Source organism: Methylobacterium tarhaniae, from assembly GCF_001043955.1.
Classification (GTDB): domain Bacteria; phylum Pseudomonadota; class Alphaproteobacteria; order Rhizobiales; family Beijerinckiaceae; genus Methylobacterium; species Methylobacterium tarhaniae.
The window spans coordinates 1-21068 of the sequence record NZ_LABZ01000012.1 but is presented as its reverse complement, the minus strand read 5'-3'; the positions used below and the strand labels follow the sequence as shown (position 1 = coordinate 21068).

16 protein-coding genes are annotated in these 21068 nt (G+C 71.3%); 4 read left to right on the top strand and 12 right to left on the bottom strand.

What is annotated here, in order from left to right; all coding sequences use genetic code 11:
- Window positions 1–53 precede the first annotated feature (53 nt).
- From recN to murB, 7 genes are all read right to left on the bottom strand, one after another.
- Complete coding sequence (gene recN / locus VQ03_RS01860; protein ID WP_048449158.1) at window positions 54–1727, bottom strand: DNA repair protein RecN; 1674 nt, start codon at window positions 1725–1727, stop codon at window positions 54–56.
- A gap of 112 nt (window positions 1728–1839) precedes the next feature.
- A complete protein-coding gene (locus VQ03_RS01855; protein ID WP_048449157.1) occupies window positions 1840–2742 on the bottom strand; it encodes an outer membrane protein assembly factor BamD in 903 nt (300 codons plus the stop codon).
- Between the two features lie 252 nt (window positions 2743–2994).
- Window positions 2995–3942: a UDP-3-O-acyl-N-acetylglucosamine deacetylase gene (lpxC, locus tag VQ03_RS01850; protein ID WP_048449156.1), complete on the bottom strand. Its 948-nt coding sequence runs from the start codon at window positions 3940–3942 to the stop codon at window positions 2995–2997.
- Window positions 3943–4329: 387 nt separating this feature from the next.
- A complete protein-coding gene (gene ftsZ / locus VQ03_RS01845; RefSeq protein ID WP_048449155.1) occupies window positions 4330–6165 on the bottom strand; it encodes a cell division protein FtsZ in 1836 nt (611 codons plus the stop codon).
- Between the two features lie 114 nt (window positions 6166–6279).
- Window positions 6280–7605: a cell division protein FtsA gene (ftsA, locus tag VQ03_RS01840; RefSeq protein WP_048449154.1), complete on the bottom strand. Its 1326-nt coding sequence runs from the start codon at window positions 7603–7605 to the stop codon at window positions 6280–6282.
- Window positions 7606–7690: 85 nt separating this feature from the next.
- Window positions 7691–8725 (bottom strand): cell division protein FtsQ/DivIB, encoded by a 1035-nt coding sequence (locus VQ03_RS01835; protein ID WP_053078355.1) that lies wholly within the window; start codon window positions 8723–8725, stop codon window positions 7691–7693.
- Between the two features lie 504 nt (window positions 8726–9229).
- Window positions 9230–10147, bottom strand: a complete 918-nt coding sequence (gene murB, locus VQ03_RS01830) for a UDP-N-acetylmuramate dehydrogenase (protein WP_048449153.1) — start codon at window positions 10145–10147, stop codon at window positions 9230–9232.
- Window positions 10148–10221: 74 nt separating this feature from the next.
- On the opposite strand from murB, the gene VQ03_RS01825 reads away from it, so the two are divergent.
- Together VQ03_RS01825 and VQ03_RS01820 are read left to right on the top strand one after the other, a co-directional pair.
- On the top strand, window positions 10222–10476 hold the full coding sequence (locus VQ03_RS01825; RefSeq protein WP_245291930.1) for a type II toxin-antitoxin system RelE family toxin: 255 nt from the start codon (window positions 10222–10224) through the stop codon (window positions 10474–10476).
- A 10-nt stretch (window positions 10477–10486) separates the two neighbouring features.
- Window positions 10487–10870 carry a helix-turn-helix transcriptional regulator gene (locus VQ03_RS01820; RefSeq protein ID WP_048449152.1) on the top strand — a complete coding sequence of 128 codons (384 nt, stop codon included), beginning with the start codon at window positions 10487–10489 and terminating at the stop codon, window positions 10868–10870.
- Window positions 10871–10880: 10 nt separating this feature from the next.
- On the opposite strand, the gene murC is transcribed toward VQ03_RS01820, so the two are convergent.
- From murC to VQ03_RS01795, 5 genes are all read right to left on the bottom strand, one after another.
- Window positions 10881–12296, bottom strand: coding sequence for a UDP-N-acetylmuramate--L-alanine ligase (gene murC / locus VQ03_RS01815; protein ID WP_048449151.1), 1416 nt, complete (start codon window positions 12294–12296; stop codon window positions 10881–10883).
- 130 nt (window positions 12297–12426) lie between these two features.
- Window positions 12427–13542, bottom strand: a complete 1116-nt coding sequence (locus tag VQ03_RS01810) for a UDP-N-acetylglucosamine--N-acetylmuramyl-(pentapeptide) pyrophosphoryl-undecaprenol N-acetylglucosamine transferase (RefSeq protein ID WP_048449150.1) — start codon at window positions 13540–13542, stop codon at window positions 12427–12429.
- A 93-nt stretch (window positions 13543–13635) separates the two neighbouring features.
- Window positions 13636–14775, bottom strand: coding sequence for an FtsW/RodA/SpoVE family cell cycle protein (locus VQ03_RS01805; protein WP_048449149.1), 1140 nt, complete (start codon window positions 14773–14775; stop codon window positions 13636–13638).
- A 94-nt stretch (window positions 14776–14869) separates the two neighbouring features.
- Entirely contained in the window at window positions 14870–15112 is a 243-nt protein-coding gene (locus VQ03_RS01800) for a hypothetical protein (protein WP_048449148.1), read from the bottom strand.
- Between the two features lie 194 nt (window positions 15113–15306).
- Window positions 15307–15924, bottom strand: coding sequence for a ParB-like protein (locus VQ03_RS01795; RefSeq protein ID WP_048449147.1), 618 nt, complete (start codon window positions 15922–15924; stop codon window positions 15307–15309).
- 538 nt (window positions 15925–16462) lie between these two features.
- Here VQ03_RS01795 and VQ03_RS01790 point away from each other — a divergent pair.
- Entirely contained in the window at window positions 16463–17791 is a 1329-nt protein-coding gene (locus tag VQ03_RS01790; RefSeq protein ID WP_048449146.1) for an efflux RND transporter periplasmic adaptor subunit, read from the top strand.
- A 28-nt stretch (window positions 17792–17819) separates the two neighbouring features.
- A complete protein-coding gene (locus VQ03_RS01785) occupies window positions 17820–20954 on the top strand; it encodes an efflux RND transporter permease subunit (RefSeq protein ID WP_048449145.1) in 3135 nt (1044 codons plus the stop codon).
- Window positions 20955–21068: the final 114 nt, after the last annotated feature.

Below are 21068 nucleotides of genomic sequence, written 5' to 3'. Positions count from 1 at the left end.
CTTCTGTCGAGGGCGGCGACGCCTTCCGATCCCGCTCCGACCGGGGCCGAGGATCAGGCTTCTGCCGCCTGGAGCAACCGGGCCGCGGCGGCGCGGGCCTCCTCGGTCACCGTGGCGCCGGCGAGCATGCGGGCGATCTCTTCCTGGCGCGGCACCGCGGCCAGCGGCTTCACCCGGGTGGCGACCCGGTCCGAGCCCTTCACCGCCTCCTTGGCGATCAGGAAATGCGTCGAGGCGCGGGCGGCGACCTGCGGCGCGTGGGTGACGGCGACGGTCTGCACCCGGGCGGAGAGCCGGGCGAGGCGGGCGCCGATCGCGTCCGCCACCGCGCCGCCGACGCCGGTATCGATCTCGTCGAAGATCAGCGTCGGGGCGGAGCCCTTGTCGGCCAGCACCACCTTGAGGGCGAGCATGAACCGCGACAGCTCGCCGCCCGAGGCGACCTTCATCATCGGTCCGGGCCGGGTGCCGGGGTTGGTCTGAGCCCAGAACTCGACCCGGTCGAGGCCGGCCGGATCACGGGCCTCCGGATCGGTGGCGATCTCGGTGATGAAGCGGGCGCGCTCCAGCTTCAGCGGCGGCAACTCGGCCTGCACCGCCTTGTCGAGGGCGGCCGCCGCCTTGCGCCGGCCCTTGCTCAAGGAGCCCGCCTTCTCCAGATACGCGGCGTCGGCCGCCGCGAGGTCGGCTTCGAGCCGGCCCAGGGCCTCCTCGCCGGCATCGATGACCGCGACGTCGCCCTCGTATCGCTCGCGCAGGGCCGCGAGGTCGTCGACCGCCACGTTGTACTTTCGCGCCGCGGCGCGCAGGCCGAACAGGCGCTCCTCGACCCGCTCCAGCTCGCGCGGGTCGAACTCCGCCGCCTGGAGCGCGTCCTCCAGGCTGGTGCGGGCCTCGTCGAGGGCGACGAGGGCGTTGTCGAGGGCGGCGATGCTGGGCTCGACCAGGCCCGGCGCCTGGGCGGCCCGCCGCTCCAGCTTGCGCAAAGCCGCCGAGAGATGGGCGGTCGGCGAGCCCTGGCCGGCGACGGCGTCGAGGGCCTCGTTGAGCTCGCGGGCGACCTTCTCGCCCTGCTGCATGGCGGTGCGGCGCTCGGCCAGCTCCGTCTCCTCGCCGGGCTTCGGATCGAGGGCGGCCAGCTCCTCGACGGCGTGGCGCAGGAAGTCGACCTCCTTGCGGGCGGCCTCGACCCGGGCGCGGTGCTCGTTGAGGGCGCCGCGGGCCTGGCGCACCCGGCGCGCGCTCTCCGCCACCGCGGCCTGGCGGGAGCCCAGGCCCCCGAAGGCGTCGAGGATCGCCCGGTGGGTGGTGGAATCCGAGAGAGCCCGGTCGTCGTGCTGGCCGTGGATCTCGACGAGGGCGGCCCCGATGGCGCGCAGGACCTGCACCCCCACCGGCTGGTCGTTGACGAAGGCGCGGGTGCGCCCGTCGGCGACCTGGACGCGGCGCAGGATCAGGTCGCCCTCGGTGTCGATCTCGGCGGCAGCCGCGAGCGCCCGGGCCGGATGGTCGGCGGGGACGTCGAACACCGCCGTCACCTGACCCTGCGCCTCGCCCTGGCGCACCAGGCGCCCGTCGCCGCGGCCGCCCAGCGCCAGGGTGAAGGCGTCGAGGAGGATCGATTTGCCGGCGCCGGTCTCCCCGGTCAGGACGCTCAGGCCTTCGCGAAAGTTCAGCTCGAGCTTATCGATCAGGACGATGTCGCGGATCGCGAGCTGAACCAGCATGCCACCCTTGCCGGGACGTGGAGGAGGGAACGGGGCGGGTATCTACAGCCGAACGGGCCGCGGCGCGAGTGCGCGCCACGGCCGCATGTGTCGACGTTAAGCCGCGGGGCTCTTACTGCGCCTCGGCGGTGCGCGTGTCCATCCCGATCACGCCGCGGAACGCCTTGCTGATCCAGGACGCCTTCTCCTCGCGCGGCTGCAGGCCGCCGCTCTGGAGCAGGTTGTAGGCGTCCTTGTACCAGGGCGAGTCGGGGAAGTTGTGGCCGAGCACCGCCGCGGCGGTCTGGGCCTCGCCGGTGATGCCGAGCGCCATGTAGGCCTCGGCCAGGCGCTCCAGCGCCTCCTCGACGTGGCGGGTCGTCTGGTACTTGCTCACCACGTCGCGGAAGCGGTTGATCGCCGCCGGGAAGTTGCGCCGCTCGAGGTAGTAGCGGCCGATCGCCATCTCCTTGCCGGCGAGCTGGTCGCGGGTGATCTGGATCTTGGCCTTCGCGTCGGCGGAGTATTCCGAGGTCGGGTACTTCTGCACCAGCTCGGTCAGGGCGACGAGGGCCTTCTCGGAGCGGTCCTGGTCGCGGGTCACGTCCGGGATCTGCTTGTAGTGCGACATCGCCAGCAGGTACTGGGCGTAGGCCGCGTCCTTCGAGCCCGGGTGGCGCTGCAGGTAGCGCCTCGACGCGGTGATCGCGTCCTCGTAGCGGCCGCCCTCGTAGTTCGCGTAGGCCGTCATCAGCACCGCCTTCCGCGACCAGTCGGAATAGGCGTACTGCTTGTCGAGGTCCTCGAACCGCTTCGTCGCGCCCTCGTAGTCGCGGTCCTCGAGCTTGGCGAGGCCCTGGCTGTAGAGCTTGTCGGCCGGAACGTCGGGAACGACCTCGGTCTTGTACTTCTCGTTCGCGAACGGATTGATCGAGTCGATCGCGTCGCAGCCGGCGAGCCCGAGGCCGCACGCCGCGAGCAGCACGGTCCGCAGAACGGTCACCTTCGCGTCGCGAAGCGGGTGGGCGAACGGCATTCGGGTTCTTCCCCAAGCAGGCGGCCTGTCGTGCCGCTGATCCACGAGCCCCTTAGCCCAGGCCGGCGCCGCGCGCCAAGCCCGTGACGGCCACCGCGCCGGGAGCGGGCGGCCATCGGTCAGGAACCTCTTAACCCTGTGGGGCGAATGGGGCGCCATGACGGCGCGGAACGGTGTAGGTTCCCTCCGTCGCCGCAACCCGGCGACGAAATCATCCGGATGTGGCCCTGCCGCAACGCAGGACCCGGCGCCTCAGAGCTCGGGCGCGTAGACCGCGGCGCCGAGGCCGACGCCGAACTCGGCGAAGACCGGCTCGCGCCGGGAGGCCGCACCCTCGACGATGGCGTAGTTGGACCGGTCGGCGAAGAGGGCGGTGAGGACCGCGACGTTGAGGCCGTGGCCGCCGCAGAAGGACTGGTAGGCGCCGAGGATCGGCAGGCCGGCCAGCGCCAGGTCGCCGACCGCGTCGAGAAGCTTGTGGCGGACGAACTCGTCCGGGTAGCGCAGGCCCTCGGGGTTGACGACCCCGCCATCGCCGACCGCGACGGTGTTCTCGAGGGAGGCGCCGAGGGCGAAGCCCGCCTTCCAGTAGCGCTCGACGTCGCGCATCATCCCGAAGGTCCGGGCGCGGGCGATCTCACGGCGATAGGCGGCGGGGGTGAGGGTCAGCGCCTTGCGGCTGCGGCCGATCACCGGGCTCTCGAAATCGATCTCGACGTCGAGGTGGAAGCCGCGCTCGAACGGGCGCAGCTCGGAATAGGCGCGGCCCTTCTCGGTCCGGACGGTCTTGAGCACCTTGATGAAGCGGCGGGGCGTGCCGCAGGAGAGGGTGCCCACCGCCTCGATCGCCGTCACGAAGGGGCCGGCGCTGCCGTCGAGGATCGGCATCTCGGGCCCGTCGATCTCGACGAGGCAGTTGTCGATGCCGAGCCCGTAGAGGGCGGACATCAGGTGCTCGATGGTGGCGACGGCGCCGGTCTCGCGGCTGCCGATGACGGTGCAGAGCTCGGTGGCGCTGACCTGGGCATGGTGGGCCTGGATCAGGCGGTCGCGACCGCCGGGGAGGCCGGTACGCAGGAAGGCGATGCCGTGATTCGCCTCCGCGGGATGGAGAGTGATCGAGACGGGGTTACCGGAGTGGACGCCGATGCCTGAAAGGCCCGCCGCCGAGCGTAGGGTCGTCTGCTGACTTGTTCTCATTACCTCAGCCCTCGGCCGCGACTCACCATCGTGTCCTGTTCCCAGGCCCACGTTCGAGGCGATCCGTCCGTTGCTTGAAGCCCCTGTGGGTGTCAGTGCCGGCGGTCTCGCGCGGCCTTCGCCCTTGTGCGTAGGACACCTATAGTCGCGCTCTCAAGCACGGCCAAATCACGGATTCTTACGCTCTGTAACAGCCTGGCGGCCCGGCCCCGGTCGCGGAAAGCCGTTATGCATCAGAGACTTGAACGACACGTAAACCCCGGGGCCGGGTGGCCTCGGGGTGTGTCTTTTGGGCGGCACCGACGCCCTCCGTGGCGGGATCGTGGCGCCCGTCCGCCCGCCCCGGCCTCCACCGAAAAGCGGAGACCGGCGGCGGGCGGATCCGGCTCAGTTCGCCTGGCGGCGCAGGAAGGCCGGGATCTCGAGCTGGTCGTCATCCATCATGCGGGCGCCGGCCGGCACCGTGCGGCCCTGCGGGTCGAGGTTGCCCTGCGCCGGGCGGTAGCCCTGGGGCTGCGCCGGGTAGCCGCCCTGCGGCGCGTAGGCCTGGGGGGCGGGCTGGCGCGGCGCCGCCGGGGCGGCGTGGTGCTGCACCGGAGCCTGGTGCACCGGGGCCTGCGGCATCGGCCGCGGTGCCGGCTGCGGGGCGTGGGCCGGAGCCTGCGCGGCCTGCGCCGGGTGGCCGGCCTCCTCCTCCCGCCGGCCGCCGAAGCCGACGGTGGCGAGGCGACGCAGCAGCGAGGTGCGCTTGGCGTCCGGGGTCACCTGCTGCACCGGCTCCTCGCCGCGGCTGGCCCGGATCTGGTTCTGGGCCGGCATCGGCAGGTCCTGGACCCGGGGCATGCGCGGCGCGCGCACCACCGCCGGGGAGGGCGGGATGAACGGGCCGGAGGCCATCGGCATCTGGGGCTCAGGCTGCGGCGCCGGGGCCGGCTCGTAGACCGGGGCCTGGCGCGGCTGGGCCGGGGTGATCTGCACCTCGTCGCGCATCAGGCTGGCGGCCTGGTGGGCGGCGGACAGGTCCATCCGGGCCGGCTCGGCGGCGGGGATCGGGGCATGCATCGGAGCATGCGCCACCGGCTCCGGCGCCGGGGCCCGCGCTACCGGGGCCTCGGCGGGACGAAAGGAGGGGCTGAGGGGCGCCGACGGGGCGGCGGCCCGGGCCCGGGCCTCGGCGCGCAGGCGCTCGGCGACCTCGGCGATGCGCTGCTCGGTCTGGGCGATCTCCGGCGAGCCGATCGCGTTGGCGTTGATCAGGGCCGGCTCGATGCCGGTGGCGACCACCGAGACCCGGATGATGCCGTCGAGGCTCTCGTCGAAGGTGGCGCCCAGGATGATGTTGGCGTCGGAATCGACCTCCTCGCGGATGCGGGTGGCGGCCTCGTCGAGCTCGTAGAGGGTGAGGTCGTTGCCGCCGGTGATCGAGATCAGCAGGCCGCGGGCGCCCTTCATCGACACGTCGTCGAGGAGCGGGTTGGCGATCGCGGCTTCCGCGGCGCGGTTGGCGCGCTTCTCGCCCGACGCCTCGCCGGTGCCCATCATCGCCTTGCCCATGCCGCGCATGATCGCCCGCACGTCGGCGAAGTCGAGGTTGATGAGACCCTCCTTCACCATCAGGTCGGTGATGCAGGCGACGCCCGAATAGAGCACCTGGTCGGCCATCGCGAAGGCGTCCGCGAAGGTGGTCTTCTCGTTGGCGACCCGGAACAGGTTCTGGTTCGGGATCACGATCAGGGTGTCGACGGCCTGCTGCAGCTCGTTGATGCCGGCCTCGGCGGTGCGCATGCGGCGCACGCCCTCGAACTGGAACGGCTTGGTGACCACGCCGACCGTGAGGATGCCCATGTCGCGGGCGGTGCGGGCGATGACCGGGGCCGCGCCGGTGCCGGTGCCGCCGCCCATGCCGGCGGTGATGAAGCACATGTGGGCGCCCGAGAGCTGATCGCGGATCTCGTCGATCACCTCCTCGGCGGCGGCGCGGCCGACATCGGGCTGCGAGCCGGCGCCGAGGCCCTGCGTCACCCCGATGCCCATCTGGATCACGCGCTCGGCCTTCGAGGAGGTCAGCGCCTGGGCATCGGTGTTGGCGACCACGAACTCGCAGCCGAGGAGGCCCGACTCGATCATGTTGTTGACGGCGTTGCCGCCGGCGCCGCCGACGCCGAACACGGTGATGCGGGGCTTCAGTTCGCGGATGTCCGGAGCTTGCAGGGAGATGGCCATGATGCGCGAGCCTCTGATGATCGTTACGTTTCTGGTGGCGCCTTGTGGCACCGTTTGCCGTCCCGCCCGTCCGGCGCGGCCCGTTTCCGGGGCCCGCGCCGGGAGGCGATCTCGTTAGAAGCTCTCCCGGATCCAGCGTCCGACCTTGGAGAGGTAGGTGTCGGGGGCGAGGCCCGCGCTGCCCGACTGGCCGCGCGGCTCGAAATGCTCGACGTGGGAGACCTGGGGGTAGACCAGGAGACCGACGGCGGCCGAGAAGGCCGGGCCCTTGGCGGCCTCGGGCAGCCCCTTGATGCCGAGCGGCCGGCCGATCCGGACCTGCCCCTGCAGGATGCGGCGGGCGACCTCCGGCAGCCCGACGAGCTGGCTCGCGCCGCCGGTGAGCACCACCCGGCGCCCGGCCTGGGCGGCGAAGCCCGCATTGCGCAGGCGGTCGCGCACCAGTTCCAGCACCTCCTCGACCCGCGGGCGGATGATCCGCACGAGGTGCGACTTCGGGATGTGGTGCGGCAGGTCGCGCTCGTCCTCGTCGACGCCGTGGACCGCGATCATGTCGCGCTCGTCGGACGCCGTCGCCATGGCGGCGCCGTACAGGGTCTTGAGCCGCTCGGCCGCCGCCACCCGGGTCGAGAGGCCGCGGGCGATGTCCATGGTGACGTGGTGGCCGCCGACCGCCAGCGCGTCGCAATGGACGAGGTGGCCGCCGGAGAACACGCCGACGCTCGTCGTGCCGCCGCCCATATCGACCACCGCGACGCCCATCTCGGCCTCGTCGTCGACCAGCGCCGAGAGGCCCGAGGCGTAGGGCGTGGCGATCACCGCCTCGACCCGCAGGTGGGTGTTCTCCACCGCCAGCATCAGGTTGCGGGCGGCGGCGATCTCGGCCGTCACGACGTGCAGGTCGACGCCGAGGCGCTCGCCGAGCATGCCCGACGGATCGACCACCGCGCTCTGCTGGTCGAGGGAATAGCCGGTCGGCAGGGCGTGCAGCACCGCGCGCCCCGGGCTGATGCTGTGGGTGCTCGCCGCCTCCAGCACCCGCTGCACGTCCGAGCCGGTGACGGCGCCGGTGCGCACCGGGACCTTGGCGTCGAAATGCTGCGAGCCGAGACGCCCGCCCGACAGGCTGACGATGACCGACTGCACCTCGACCCGGGCCATGCGCTCGGCGGCGTGGACCGCCTGGCGGATCGCGGTCTCGGCCGCCTCGAGGTCGACCACGGCGCCGCCCTTGAGGCCGAGCGAGCGCTGGTGGCCGATGCCGATGATGCGGGCGAGGTGGGTGCGGCCGCGCAAGGTGGCCAGCGTCTCGACCGGCTGCAGCTCGGCGACGAGGCAGACGACCTTGCTGGTGCCGATGTCGAGCACCGACAGGGTCGCGCTGCGGCGCGCCGAGAGCGGCTTTAAGCGCGGCGTGAGACCGTGCTGGAGGAGACTCATGACGCGATGCTCACCAGGAAGGAAACGGGGATCTGGGGGCTGCCGAGCTCAAGCCGACCGGCGGGCGTCACGTCTCGCGCGCGGGTCATGTCTCGGTTCCCTTCGGCTTCTTGGACTTCTTCTGGGCCTCCAGGCGCGCCGCCGCGCCCTCCTCGGTCAGCCGCACCACCACCCGGTCGGGCAGCCGCAGGTCGACCGCGATGATGTCCTTCTCCAGGAGGCGCGACTCGGCCTCGAGCTTGACGAGGCGGGCCACCGCCTCGCGGGCGCCGGTCTCGGGCAGGCGCACGTCGATGCCGTCGAGCTTGAGGGTCCAGCGCCGGCCCGACACCAGGGTGCCGGCCCGGATCCGGTCCTTGAGCGGGCCCGCCGCCTCGATCAGCGCGAGGTATTCCTTGGTGCGCAGGTTCGCCTCGTCGCCCACCACGAGCGGGAGGTTCGCGAAGCGGCCGTCGCGCATCTGGTCGATCACCGTGCCGTCGGCGGCGATCACGGCGATCTCGCCGTTGCGCTGCCACAGGGCGCTGGGCTCGCGCTCGGTCAGGGTGATCAGAAGCTCGCGCGGATAGATCTTGCGGACCGAGACCGCGCCGATCAGCGGCACGGTGGACAGGCGGTCGCGCACGTCGACCACGCTGAGGAAGGGCAGCGAGTTGCGCTGGTCGATCCCGGCGGCCTTCAGGATCTCGGCCGAGCGCAGCTGCACGAGCCCGGTGATCGTGACCTTGTCGAGGCCGAAGCCCAGGGCCCGGGCGGCCATGTCGGCGGGGGTGCCGTAGCGGGCCGAGATCTCGGCGTAGCCGCCGCCGGACACGAAGCCGGCCACGGCGACGAGGCCGAAGAATCCGAAGGCCAGGCCCATCCCGAGATGGCGCGGCATCCGCCGCTCGATCGGCACCGCCACCGAGGCGCGGCGCGGGCGGAGGAACCGCGGCAGGACGCGGGCGAGGCGGGACTCGCCGGGACGCGACTCACCGAGCCGCGAATCGCCGATACGCGAGTCGCGCGAGGGAGCGCTCCAGGCCGGCGCCGCCCCGGGAGGGGGAGCGGGCATGCCGGCCTCCGCACCGGCATAGCCGGAGGCGGTCAGCGGCTCAGGGAAGCGTCCACCACCATCCATGGGGCGAATTCACCGAAAACGATACCCGACACGGGCTGCGAACTCCGGCGCAGGGCTGCCTCGGTTGTCCGGGGGCTTCGCGCACCGGCCCGCCGCGTCACGGGCATACCGGCGCTCGGGGCCGGTATGTCGTCGTCGCGAGAGGTCGGCACGGCCCACGCCCGGCATCCAAGTGCTTGATGCGCCGTTAACGCCGACTCTCGAACTCGCTGGTAAATATCCGGTAAAGTTTTCGGCTCGCGCACAGGGATCGCTTACCCTCGGCGGGCCCCGTCGCCGGGGCGCCACGCCCTGGCGACGGGTCGGGTCCGGGCTCGCCGGCCGGTCGGACCGGAACCGGGAAGTGCCGCTTCTTCAGGAACTTACACGCTGGTCCGCGGAGGCGCATCCCGGGCGGGAGCGGTCTGGGCGGGTCGCGGGACGCCCTCGGCGGCGGGAGCCTGCGACGGCGCCTATGGTTACCGCCCGGGCCTCGCCGCGGCGCTCGCCCGGGTGATTCGCGAATCAGCGCACCGGCACGCCGATGCGCTTGATCTCCCAGTGCAGGTCGATGCCGGAGGTCTCGCGCACCCGCGCCCGCACCTCCTCGCCCAGGCCCTCGATATCGGCCGCGGTGGCGCCGCCGCGGTTGATCAGGAAGTTGCAATGCATCTCCGAGACCTGGGCGCCGCCGCGGGTCAGGCCGCGGCATCCGGCCGCATCGACCAGTTGCCAGGCCTTGCCCCCTTCGGGGTTCTTGAAGGTCGAGCCGCCGGTGCGTTCGCGGATCGGCTGCGCCGCCTCCCGCGCCGCGGTGACCCGGTCCATCTCGGCCTCGATCGAGGCCCGGTCGCCGGGCCGGGCGCGATAGGTCGCCTGGGTGAAGATCAGGTCGGCGGGCGCGGAGCAGTGGCGGTAGGCAAAGCCCATCTCGGCATGGGACAGGACGTGCAGGGCACCGGAGCGGTCGACGGCCCGGGCCTCGACCAGCACGTCGGTGGTCTCGCCGCCATGCGCCCCGGCATTCATCCGGAGCGCCCCGCCGACCGAGCCCGGGATGCCGCGATAGAAGGCGAGCCCGTCGAGCCCGGCTTCCGCCGTGGCGCGGGCGAGCTTCATGTCGGGCACGGCCGTGCCGGCCCGGATCGTCTCTCCCTCGATCGCGATCGATCCGAAAGCCTTGCCGCCGAGGCGGATCACCAGTCCCGGCACGCCGCCGTCGCGCACGATCAGGTTCGAGCCGAGCCCGATCACCGTCACGGGGACCTCCGCCGGCAGGGCCGAGAGGGCGGCGGCGAGGTCGTCCTCGTCGGCGGGCGTGAACAGCACGTCGGCGGGCCCCCCGACCCGGAACCAGGTCAGGTCGGCCAGCGGATGGTCGGGCAGGAGGCGACCGCGCAAGGCGGCGGGCTCCAGGGCGGCGAGGATGGCGGCGGAGGTCATGGTTCGGTTCCGGCTCGACGCGCGGGGGCGGAGCGCTCTAGAGTTGACGCAAGGGCACAGGAAGGCCGGCGCAGTTGGCCAGGACCGTCGTCTATACCCGCAAGGCGGCACGCGCTCTCGCCCGGATGCCGCCCGACACCGAAGCGCTGATCCGGGGAAAGCGCGATCAGGTCGCCCGGGATCCCGGCTCGCTCGCCAACAATATCCGGGCGATGAAGGGAATGCCGGGCCACCGGCTGCGGGTCGGGGATTGGCGCGCCCTCTTCACGAGCGAGGACGAGCGGATCATTGTGCACGATGTCGGGCCGCGCGGCTCGATCTACGAATAGGGTACCGGGCATGACCGTCGTCCGCACCAGGACGCCCTCCGGCGAGGCGATCGTGATCCTGCCGGAGGCGGAGTTCGAGCGGCTGCGCGACCTCGCCGAGGAAGCCGCGGATGCCCGCGCCCTCGCCGCCTCCCTCGCGCGCCTGGAGGCCGGCGAGGAAGAGCTTCTGAGCGGGGACGACCTCGACGCCTTGCGTGCCGCGCCGACCCCCCTCGCCTTCTGGCGCGGCAAGCGGGGCTTGAGCGTGGCGGACCTCGCCCGGCAGGCGGGCGTGCCGGAGGAGCGCTTCAGCGCGGTCGAGCGCGGCGAGAGCATCGGCGACGTCCAGCTCTACCGGCGGCTCGCCCGGGTGCTCGGGGTCGAGATCGAGGATCTCGTCCCGGACGCGCCCTGAGGGCGGCGGCTCACGCCGCCTTCTCGCCGGCCGAGGCGAGCTCGCCCGGGAGCGCGTAGGCCCATTGCGTGATGTTGCCGGCCCCTAAGCACACCACGTAGTCGCCGGGGCGGGCGAGCCCGCCGACGATGCCGGCGAGGTCCTCCGTGCGCTCCAGCGCGATGGCGTTGCGGTGGCCGCGGGAGGTGAGGCCCGCCACCAGGGTGTCGCGGTCGATCCCCTCGATCGGCGCCTCGCCGGCGGCGTAGACGGGGGCGACGATCACCGTGTCGGCATCGTTGAAGCAGGTGCAGAAATCGTCGAACAGCGAGGCGAGGCGGGAGTAGCGGTGGGGCTGGACCACCGCGATCACGCAACCGTCGGTCGAGGCGCGGGCGGCCTTCAGCACCGCCCGGATCTCGACCGGGTGGTGGCCGTAATCGTCGAAGATCTGCACGCCGTTCCACTCGCCGGTGCGGGTGAAGCGCCGCTTGACGCCGCCGAAATTCGCCAGGGCCTTGCGGATCGCCTCCGGCGACACGCCGAGCTCGTGGGCGACCGCGAGCGCCGCGGTGGCGTTGAGCGCGTTGTGCTTGCCCGGCATCGGCAGGACCAGCTCCTCCATCTCCAGGCGGAAGCCGGGACGGCGGTCGCGGATCATCACCCGGAACCGGCTCTGGCCGCCCTTCAGGTCGACGTCGATCAGGCGCACGTCGGCCTGCGGGTTCTCGCCGTAGGTGACGATGCGCCGGTCCTCGATGCGCCCGACGAGGTCCTGCACCGTCGGGTGGTCGATGCACATCACCGCGAAGCCGTAGAACGGGATGTTGTCGATGAAGGCCCGGAAGGCGTCCTTGATCGCGTCGAACGAGCCGAAATGGTCGAGATGCTCGGGGTCGATGTTGGTGACGATGGCGATGTCGGCCGGCAGCTTCAGGAAGGTGCCGTCGGATTCGTCGGCCTCCACCACCATCCAGTCGCCCTCGCCCATGCGGGCATTGGTGCCGTAGGCGTTGATGATGCCGCCGTTGATGACCGTGGGATCGAGGCCGCCGGCATCGAGCAGGGTGGCGACGAGCGAGGTGGTGGTGGTCTTGCCGTGGGTGCCGGCCACCGCCACGCAGGACTTGAAGCGCATCAGCTCGGCCAGCATCTCGGCCCGGCGCACCACCGGCAGGCGGCGCTCGCGGGCGGAGACCAGCTCCGGGTTGTCGCGGCGGATCGCCGTCGAGACCACCACCAGGGCGGCGTCGGCCAGGTTCTCGGCCCGGTGGCCCACGAAGGTGCGGATGCCCTTCTCCGACAGGCGGCGCACATTGGCGTTGTCGGACGCGTCCGAGCCCTGCACCGTGTAGCCGAGATTGTGCATCACCTCGGCGATGCCGGACATGCCGATGCCGCCGATGCCGATGAAGTGGATGGGTCCGAGCTTGTTCGGCAGCTTCATGGAGTCGGGGTCCTTGAATCGTCTCGTGTGGCGGCCGCGAGCCGGCCGGCAGGGTCGATGAACGGCCGCGAGCGGGCCGACGTGATCTTTCGGCGGCCGCTAACGGGCCAACGTTGTCTTTCGGCGGCCGCTAACGGGCCGCACGGGCGGTCTCGACCACCAGGGCGGCGAGGCGCTCGGCGGCGTCGGGCAGGCCGGCCCCCTTGGCGGCGGCGGCCGCCCTGGCGAGCCGGTCGGGATCGCCGAGCAGCGCGCCGAGATCGGCGGCCAGCCGCTCAGGGGTGAAGTCCGTTTGTGGTCTGGGAAAGGCGGCGCCGATTCCGCCGAGCACCGCGGCATTCGCCGCCTGGTCCTGGTCGAGGGAGCCCGGCAGCGGCACCAGGATCGAGGGCCGCCCGATCACCGCCAGCTCCGCCACCGTCGAGGCGCCGGACCGCGCCACCACGAGGTGGGACGAGGCCATCTTGGCCGGCAGGTCCTTGAAGAACGGCGCCGCCGTGAAGGCGGCGAGGCCCGCGCCCTCGTAGAGCGCCTGCACCCGGGCCAGATCCTCGGCCCTGGCCTGCTGGATCACCGTGAGGCGGGCGCGCAAGGCGGGGGCCAGGCGCAGCACGGCGTCGGGCACCACGTCGCTCATCACCCGGGCGCCCTGGCTGCCGCCGAAGGCGAGGAGCTGGAGCGGGGCGTCGGGCCCGACCGCCGGGTAGGGCATCGCGGAGGCCGCCAGCACCGCCGGCCGCACCGGGTTGCCGGTATGGACGCGCCGCGCCGTCGCCTTGGCGGGGACGCCCCGCACCTCGGGAAAGCCCGTGGCGATGACCGCGGCGCCGCGGGCGAGGAACCCGTTGGCGCGGCCCATCACCGCATTCTGCTCGTGCAGCAGGGTCGGCACCCGCAGCATCTGCGCGGCGAGGAGCGGCGGCACGGTGGGATAGCCGCCGAAGCCGACCACCACGGCCGGGTTGAGGCGGCGCACCGCCCGGACCGCCGCCGCGAAGCCGCGCCCGAGGGTCGCGAAGGCAGTGACGCGCCGCAGGGGCGAGCGCCCGCTCGACGGGGTGGCGGAGGGAACCGCGACGATCTCGGCGGCCGGGAACTCGCCGGAGAGCGCGGCGACCCGGCTGTCGGTGGCGAGCACGACCCGGATGCCGCGCTCGCGCAGGCGCAACGCCAGGGCCTCGGCCGGGAACAGGTGGCCGCCGGTGCCGCCGGCGGCGAGCAGGACGAGGGGCTGGGCGACGGTCATCGGGTGCGGGGCTCGAACATGCGGTCTCCGGTCAGGTCGGCGGGCCTCCGTGTGTCACGGCGGAGCCCCGCGGTCACCCCCGGGGCGCGACGCTCACTGCGCCAGGCCCTCGTCGCGGTTGAGGAGCGTCGTGCGCGGGCGGCGCCGGGTGAGGGCGATGAGGAAGCCCATCCCGAGGGCGAGCGAGATCAGCGACGAGCCGCCATAGGAGATGAACGGCAGGGTCATCCCCTTGGCCGGCATCAGCCGGGTGTTCACCGCCATGTTGATGCAGGCCTGGAGGCCGAACAGCGCGGTGAGCCCCGTGATCGCCAGCCGGCAGAAGATGTCGTCGCTGCGCCGCGCCAGCACCAGGCCGCGCATCACGATGAAGCAGAACAGCAGCACGATGCCGATGCACACGATGACGCCGAACTCCTCGCCCGCCACCGAGAAGATGAAGTCGGTATGGGCGTCGGGCAGATGCCGCTTGGCGACGCCCTCACCCGGGCCGGTGCCGAACCAGCCGCCGGAATTGAAGGATTCCTGCGACCAGAAGGTCTGGAAGTTGTCGCCCGATTCCTTGTCCATGAAGCGGGTGATGCGGGCGCGCACGTGGGGCAGGAACTCGTAGGCCGCCGCCACGCCGAGGAGGCCGGCCCCACCGAGGCCCGCGACCCAGAACCAGTGCAGCCCGGCCACGAACACCATGCAGCACCACACCATGGTGACCAGCATGGTCTGGCCGAAATCCGGCTGCAGGATCAGCGGCACGATGGTCATCGGCAGCAGCAGGATCGCCAGGGTGCCGCCGGGCATGTCGCGCCGGCGCGCGCCCTCCGCGAAGGCCCAGGCGGCCAGGATCACGAAGGCGGGCTTCACGAATTCGGAGGGCTGGACGCCGATCGGGCCGAACTGGATCCAGCGATGCGCGCCCTTGATCTCCGGCCCGTACTTGGTGGCCGCGATGCAGAGCACGATGCCGAGGCCGTAGGTGACCAGCGCCATGCGCCGGATATGGCGCAGCGACAGGAACGACACCGCCAGGATCAGCGCGATCGTCGGCAGCAGGTACATCACCTGCCGGTTGAGGAAGTGGAAGGTCGGCAGGCCGAGGCGCTCGGCCACCGGCGGGCCGCCGGCCATCAGGAAGACCAGACCGGCCGTCATCAGCACGCCGAGGCCGGCGAGCAATGCCCGGTCGACGGTCCACCACCAGTCGCCGAGATGCGAGCGTTCCGCGCGGGACATCATGGCTTGCGTAGGACCCTCGTTCACCAGCCCCGACCATCGGACGGAATGGTAAACCGAGCGTTGCCACGATGCCGCGCGGATCGCGCCCGTGCCGTCAGCCCTGGAACATGCCGTGCGGCGCGAGCTCGAAATGCCGGGCGTAGTCCTCGTCCAGGGTCTCCCACGGCATCAGCATCACGCCATGCAACGGCGCCGCGCCGGCCGTGAGGGCGCCGAAACGCTGGAGGATCAGGGCGAGCTCGTAGGCCGTGATGTCGGGCTTGGGCACGAACTTGTAGAAGTGGGTCTCGTTGTCGACCGGGTCGGCGCCGATGCTCTTCAGGAGCGAGTCGAACATCACGGAGGTCCCCCGTTCCGGCGCGACAGGGTCGCGCCGGAACGGAGATTAGGCCGGACGGATGGCCTGCGGCAAATAAACTTGATGGGAGTTGGGCGGGAATGCCTGAGGCTCAGTGCCTCCCCCGAAACTCCCGATCGCTGTCGTGGCTCGCTATGGCTGCGTCGGCGCAGCGGGAGTCTTGTGAGGTGCGCTCAATCCTCGTGCGGCCCGCACCAGCCCGGCAGGTACACCGCCGCCTTGGAGCGGGCGAGCGACAGGGCCTCCTCCATGGCTTCGGAGAAATCCTGCTTCACGTCCTTGCGCTTGATGCGCCGGCGCAGGAAATCGGCCCACAGGAACTCGCTGAACGGCGTCGTCTCCTTGGCGAAGCCCCCGGCCCGGCGCAGCTCGCCGGCGAGGCTGCGGAAGGGGTCGTCCGCCAGGTCCTCGATGCGCTTGGGCAGGTCGGCGACGTCCCGGCGCACGCCGTCGGCATCGTAGGGATGGACCCAGGCGCGGTGGTCGGCCAGGACCCAGAACGCGTCCTTCTCCAGGTGGTGCAGGTCGGCCACCACGGTGGTGAGCACGTTCTCCACCCCCTCCTCCTGCAACGCCCGGGCGAGGTGGTGGTGGTCGATCACGTAGCGCCGCTTCTTCGGCCCGAGCAGGACCGGGATCATGTGCGAGCTGAGGAACGCCTCGCGGTCCTTGTCGTCGATCTCGCGCCAGCGCCGGCGCTTGGCCTCCACCTCCCGGTAGCCGACCGTCATCTGGGTCGGGCGCAGCTCGGCGATCGGCACGCTGTGGAGAATCGGGTCGCGGACGGACATGCGGGTCATCGAGGCTCTGCGCGCGGAACGTTCGCGCCTGGTCGTCGAAATTCGGCCACACCCGTCGCAGGGTCAAGGCGCCGGACCGAAGCCTCACGATCTAACAGTTCGGCACGACCCTGGCCGAACGGCTTAATCCGAGCGTCGCAAAATACTGTTTCTACTCCGTAAATCCCGTTGTGGCAAAGCGGTTTCCGCTGCGGCGCACCCCCCGGGTCAGGGCTCCGGCCCATGCCCGCACGGCAGGACGCACCGCCCCCGGCCAATCTTGACTTGGCTTCGATTTGCTCGCCAAGAGACGACCGCGGAGTGCCGTCCGAGAGGCCCGGCACCCCGGCCCGGATTCCGCTCGGTCGTCCGCTCCTGTCATGGATCTGACGCTGGGACAGGGCAGGAGGTCCGGCAGATCCCGGATTCGAGATACCAGACAGGGCCGGTCGGCCGGACCGGAGACCGCTCGGACGTCACCCCGTCGCGGGGCGGGTCACGGAGGTCCCGAGGACCCGGCCGCACCGCCCCGGCGAACGGTCGGCGCGCGATGGACACCAACAATCCCCTGACCAAGGAGCCCCCGACCTCTCGGGCGCGGCGGCGGCGCGGCCTCGGCTGGACCGTCGCGATCCTGATCCTCGCGGGCGCGGGCGCGGCACTCTGGTTCGTGCCCGCCCTGGTCCCCCTGCGCGAGCGGCTCGAAGGCCTCCTGGCGCAGCGCCAGGGGGTCGAGGGCCAAGGAACCTCGGGCCAAGGAACCTCGGGTCAAGCGCCCGAGGCCGACGCGGCACCGGTCTTCCGGCCGACGAAGCAGCAGCTCGCGAGCTTCGGCATCCAGACCGTGCAGGCCCGGGAGTTCCGGCCCGAGGGCTTCGCGGAAGGGCGGATCGGCGTCAACGAGGACGACAACATCCCGGTCTACTCGCCCTATGCGGGCCGGGTGACCAAGGTGATGGTCCGGGCTGGCGACCGGGTGAAGGCCAACCAGGTGCTGTTCACCCTGGAGGCCGCCGACATGGTCTCCGCCCTCAACGACTACCAGGCGGCGGTGAACGCGCTCGCCAAGAACTCCGCCCTGCTCAAGCTGAACCAGACCGTGGCGGCCCGGCTCCAGGAACTGTTCCAGGCCAAGGCGGTGGCGCTGAAGGACTGGCAGCAGGCGCAGAACGACGTGATCGCCGCCCAGAGCGACCAGCGCTCGGCCGAAGCCTCCCTTCAGGCGGTGCGCAACCGCCTGCGCCTCCTCGGCAAGTCGGATGCGGAGATCGACGCCTTCGCGCGGAGCGGGGTGATGAGCCCCGAGACCGAGATCCGGGCGCCGATTGCCGGCACCATCGTGCAGCGCAAGGTGGGCCTCGGCCAATATCTCGGCTCGGGCAGCGATCCGGCCTTCGTCATCGGCGACCTCTCGACGGTGTGGCTCGTCGCCAACGTGCGCGAGACCGAGGTGCCGCGGATCAAGCTCGGCCAGGAACTCGAGGCCAGCGTGATCGGCTTCCCCGACCGGGTGTTCAAGGCGCGCATCAGCTACATGGCGGCCGCCCTCGACCCGGCGACGCGCCGCCTGCCGGTCCGGGCCGAGATCGACAATGCCGAGGGCCTGCTGCGGCCCGAGATGTTCGCGACCTTCACCATCCTGACCGGCCGCGACGAGAGCGCCCCGGCGATCCCGGCCTCCGCGATCGTCTACGAGGGCGCCCGGGCCCGGGTGTGGATCGAGCGGCCCGACGGCACCATCACGTCGCGCAAGGTCACGCTGGGCCTCACCGGCGGCGGCCTCGTCCAGGTCGTGGACGGGCTCAAGGTCGGCGAGCGCGTGGTGACCCGCGGCAGCCTGTTCATCGACCGGGCCGCCTCCGGCGACAAAGCGTCCTGATCGTCGGCCTCCTGAGGATCGCGCCCGCATGAACCGCCTGATCGACTTCGCGCTGCGCCAGCGGGTGCTGGTGCTGCTGCTGTTCCTGGCGATGCTCGGGATCGGCTACGCGAGCTTCCAGCAGCTCAACATCGAGGCCTATCCGGATCCGGTGCCGCCGCTCGTCGACGTCATCACCCAGAATCCGGGCCAGTCGGCCGAGGAGATCGAGCGCTACATCACCATCCCGCTCGAGGTGCAGCTCGCCGGCATCCCCAACGCCACGGTGACGCGGACGATCTCGCTGTTCGGCCTGTCGGACGTGAAGATCCAGTTCACCTACGACTTCACCTACCAGGAAGCGCTGCAGCGGGTGCTCAACCGGCTGTCGCAGCTGCCGCCGCTGCCGAACAACGCCCAGCCGCAGATCTCCCCGACGAGCCCGATCGGCGAGATCATGCGCTACCAGGTGACGGGACCGCCGGGCTTCTCCTCGACCGACCTGAAGACCCTGCAGGATTGGGTGCTGCAGCGCCGCTTCAAGGCGATCCCCGGCGTCGTCGACGTCTCGGCCTTCGGCGGCAAGACCAAGGAATTCGAGGTTGCGGTCGACCTGCACAAGCTCCAGGCCCAGGGGCTGACCCTGGTCCAGGTCGTCTCCGCGCTCAACAACTCGAGCACCAATGTCGGCGGCCAGACGCTCAATGTCGGCGAGCAATCGGCGGTGGTGCGCGGCGTCGGCCTGATCCGCGACATGGACGACGTCCGCAACACCATGATCACGCAGATCAACGGCGTGCCGGTGCTGATCAAGGACGTGGCCGAGGTGCAGGTCAGCAACGCGCCGCGGCTCGGCATCGTCGGCCACGAGAATAACGGCGACATCGTCGAGGGCATCGTGCTCCTGAGCCGCGGCGGCAAGAGCCTGCCGACGATCCAGCGGGTCGAGGCCGAGATCGAGAAGATCAATTCTTCCGGCATCCTGCCGCCGGGCGTGAAGGTGGTGCCGCTCTACGACCGCAGCGCGCTCATCCACACCACCACCCATACGGTGATGCACAACCTCGTCTTCGGCGTGGTGCTGGTATTCCTGGTGCAGTGGCTGTTCCTCGGCAGCCTGAAGAGCGCGATCATCGTCGCCGCCACGATCCCCTTCGCGCTCGGCTTTGCCATCGCCATCATGGTGGCGCGGGGCGAATCGGCCAACCTCCTGTCGCTGGGCGCGATCGATTTCGGCCTCATCGTCGACGCGACGGTGATCATGGTGGAGAACATCTTCCGCCACCTCGCCGAGCATAAGGGGCCGGCGAAAGCCGGCAGCGGGCTCAAGCTCGGGCTGATCGCGTCGGCCGCGCGCGAGGTGAACCGGGCGATCTTCTTCTCCGCCTCGATCATCATCGTGGGCTTCCTGCCGCTCTTCACCCTCACCGGCGTCGAGGGCCACATCTTCGGGCCGATGGCGAAGACCTACGCCTACGCCCTGATCGGGGGCCTCATCGCCACCTACACGGTGTCGCCGGCGCTCTCGGCGCTGATCCTGCCGAACCACGTCGAGGAGCGCGACACGATCGTCGTGAAGATGCTGCGGGCCCTGTTCCGGCCGCTCCAGGGCTTCACCCTCGGCAACCAGATCCTGACGATCCTGGTGACGGTGGCGATGCTCGGCTGCACCGGGCTGGCGATGCGGACTTTGGGCCTCGAATTCCTGCCGACCCTGGAGGAGGGCAACCTCTACATCCGCGGCACGATGCCGGCCTCGATCTCGCTGGAGGCGGGCAACCCCTATGTCGAGCGGATGCGCAAGCTGATCGGCTCCTACCCGGAGGTGACCACGGTCGTCTCGCACCAGGGCCGGCCCGACGACGGCACCGACGCCACCGGCTTCTTCAACGTCGAGATCTTCGCGCCGTTGAAGCCCGCCGACCAGTGGCGCCCGGGGCTGACCAAGGACAAGCTGATCGAGGAGATGTCGGCCCGCCTGCGCGAGGAACTTCCCGGCATCGAGTTCAACTTCTCGCAATACATCCAGGACAACGTCCAGGAGGCGGCCTCCGGCGTGAAGGGCGAGAACTCGGTCAAGATCTACGGCACCGACCTCGAGCAGATCACCCGCACCGCCGAGGAGGTGAAGGCGGCGCTCGCCACGGTGCCGGGGGTGACCGACCTCGCGGTGTTCACCTCGCTCGGCCAGCCGACGGTGCGCATCGACATCGACCGGGCGCGGGCCGCCCGCTACGGGCTGGCTCCCGGCGACATCGCCACCACCATCTCGGCGGCGATCGGCGGCCAGACCGCCGGCGACCTCTACGAGTACGGCAGCGACCGCCATTTCCCGATGCGGGTGCGCCTGGCGCCGGATTACCGCCGCTCGCTGGAGACGATCCGCAACATCACGGTCGGCGTGAGCGCGCCGAACGGCGTGGTCCAGGTGCCGCTCTCGGAGATCGCCCGGGTCCAGCTCGTGTCGGGCGCCGCCTTCATCTACCGCGAGAACCAGGAGCGCTACATCCCGGTCAAGTTCAGCGTGCGCGGGCGCGACCTCGGCGGCGCGGTGATCGAGGCGCAACGGCGCGTTTCCGAACAGGTCGAGCTGCCGGCCGGCTACCACCTCGAATGGGTCGGCGAGTTCAGCAACCTGCAAGGCGCCATCGCGCGGCTGAAGCTGGTGGTGCCGGTGACGATCGGGCTGATCGCGCTCCTGCTCTACGTCAACTTCGCGTCGCTCACCGACACGCTGCTGACCCTGAGCGTGATCCCGATGGCGCTGATCGGCGGCATCTTCGCCCTGGTCCTCACGGGGACGCCGTTCTCGGTCTCGGCGGCGATCGGCTTCATCGCCCTGTTCGGCATCTCGACCATGGAGGGCGTGATCCTGCTCTCCTATTGCAACCAGCTGATGGACGAGGGCTGGGCGCGGGCAGAGGCCATCCACCACGCCGCCGACGTGCGCATGCGCCCGGTGATGATGACCTGCGTGGCGGCCTGCGTCGGCCTCCTGCCCGCGGCGATCTCCACCGGCATCGGCTCGCAGGTGCAGAAACCCCTCGCGCTCGTGGTGGTCGGCGGCATCCTGCTCGCCCCGATCCTGATCCTGGTGGTGCTGCCGGTGCTGATCGCAGCCTTCTCGCGGCACCGTCCGCGGGCGCCTGTCGCACCGGCGCGACAGCCCGAGCCGGCGGAGTGAGATAGATGCAGGCCGGATCCCACGCCCCCACTCCCGCCGATTCCAGCATGCCCCATCCCATGCGCGCCATCCTGCGCCTCTCCACCGCCCTCACGACCCCGCGCGCCGGCGCGC

Coding starts and splice junctions, on each gene's coding strand:
- VQ03_RS01855 (WP_048449157.1), bottom strand. CDS start 2,742: ATGCCGTTCGCCCACCCGCTTCGCGACGCGAAGGTGACCGTTCTGCGG.
- VQ03_RS01810 (WP_048449150.1), bottom strand. CDS start 13,542: ATGACCGTCGCCCAGCCCCTCGTCCTGCTCGCCGCCGGCGGCACCGGC.
- VQ03_RS01805 (WP_048449149.1), bottom strand. CDS start 14,775: ATGATGTCCCGCGCGGAACGCTCGCATCTCGGCGACTGGTGGTGGACC.
- VQ03_RS01800 (WP_048449148.1), bottom strand. CDS start 15,112: ATGTTCGACTCGCTCCTGAAGAGCATCGGCGCCGACCCGGTCGACAAC.
- VQ03_RS01820 (WP_048449152.1), top strand. CDS start 10,487: ATGACCGTCGTCCGCACCAGGACGCCCTCCGGCGAGGCGATCGTGATC.
- VQ03_RS01790 (WP_048449146.1), top strand. CDS start 16,463: ATGGACACCAACAATCCCCTGACCAAGGAGCCCCCGACCTCTCGGGCG.
- VQ03_RS01795 (WP_048449147.1), bottom strand. CDS start 15,924: ATGTCCGTCCGCGACCCGATTCTCCACAGCGTGCCGATCGCCGAGCTG.
- murB (WP_048449153.1), bottom strand. CDS start 10,147: ATGACCTCCGCCGCCATCCTCGCCGCCCTGGAGCCCGCCGCCTTGCGC.
- murC (WP_048449151.1), bottom strand. CDS start 12,296: ATGAAGCTGCCGAACAAGCTCGGACCCATCCACTTCATCGGCATCGGC.
- VQ03_RS01835 (WP_053078355.1), bottom strand. CDS start 8,725: ATGGATGGTGGTGGACGCTTCCCTGAGCCGCTGACCGCCTCCGGCTAT.
- recN (WP_048449158.1), bottom strand. CDS start 1,727: ATGCTGGTTCAGCTCGCGATCCGCGACATCGTCCTGATCGATAAGCTC.
- ftsZ (WP_048449155.1), bottom strand. CDS start 6,165: ATGGCCATCTCCCTGCAAGCTCCGGACATCCGCGAACTGAAGCCCCGC.
- VQ03_RS01785 (WP_048449145.1), top strand. CDS start 17,820: ATGAACCGCCTGATCGACTTCGCGCTGCGCCAGCGGGTGCTGGTGCTG.
- ftsA (WP_048449154.1), bottom strand. CDS start 7,605: ATGAGTCTCCTCCAGCACGGTCTCACGCCGCGCTTAAAGCCGCTCTCG.
- lpxC (WP_048449156.1), bottom strand. CDS start 3,942: ATGAGAACAAGTCAGCAGACGACCCTACGCTCGGCGGCGGGCCTTTCA.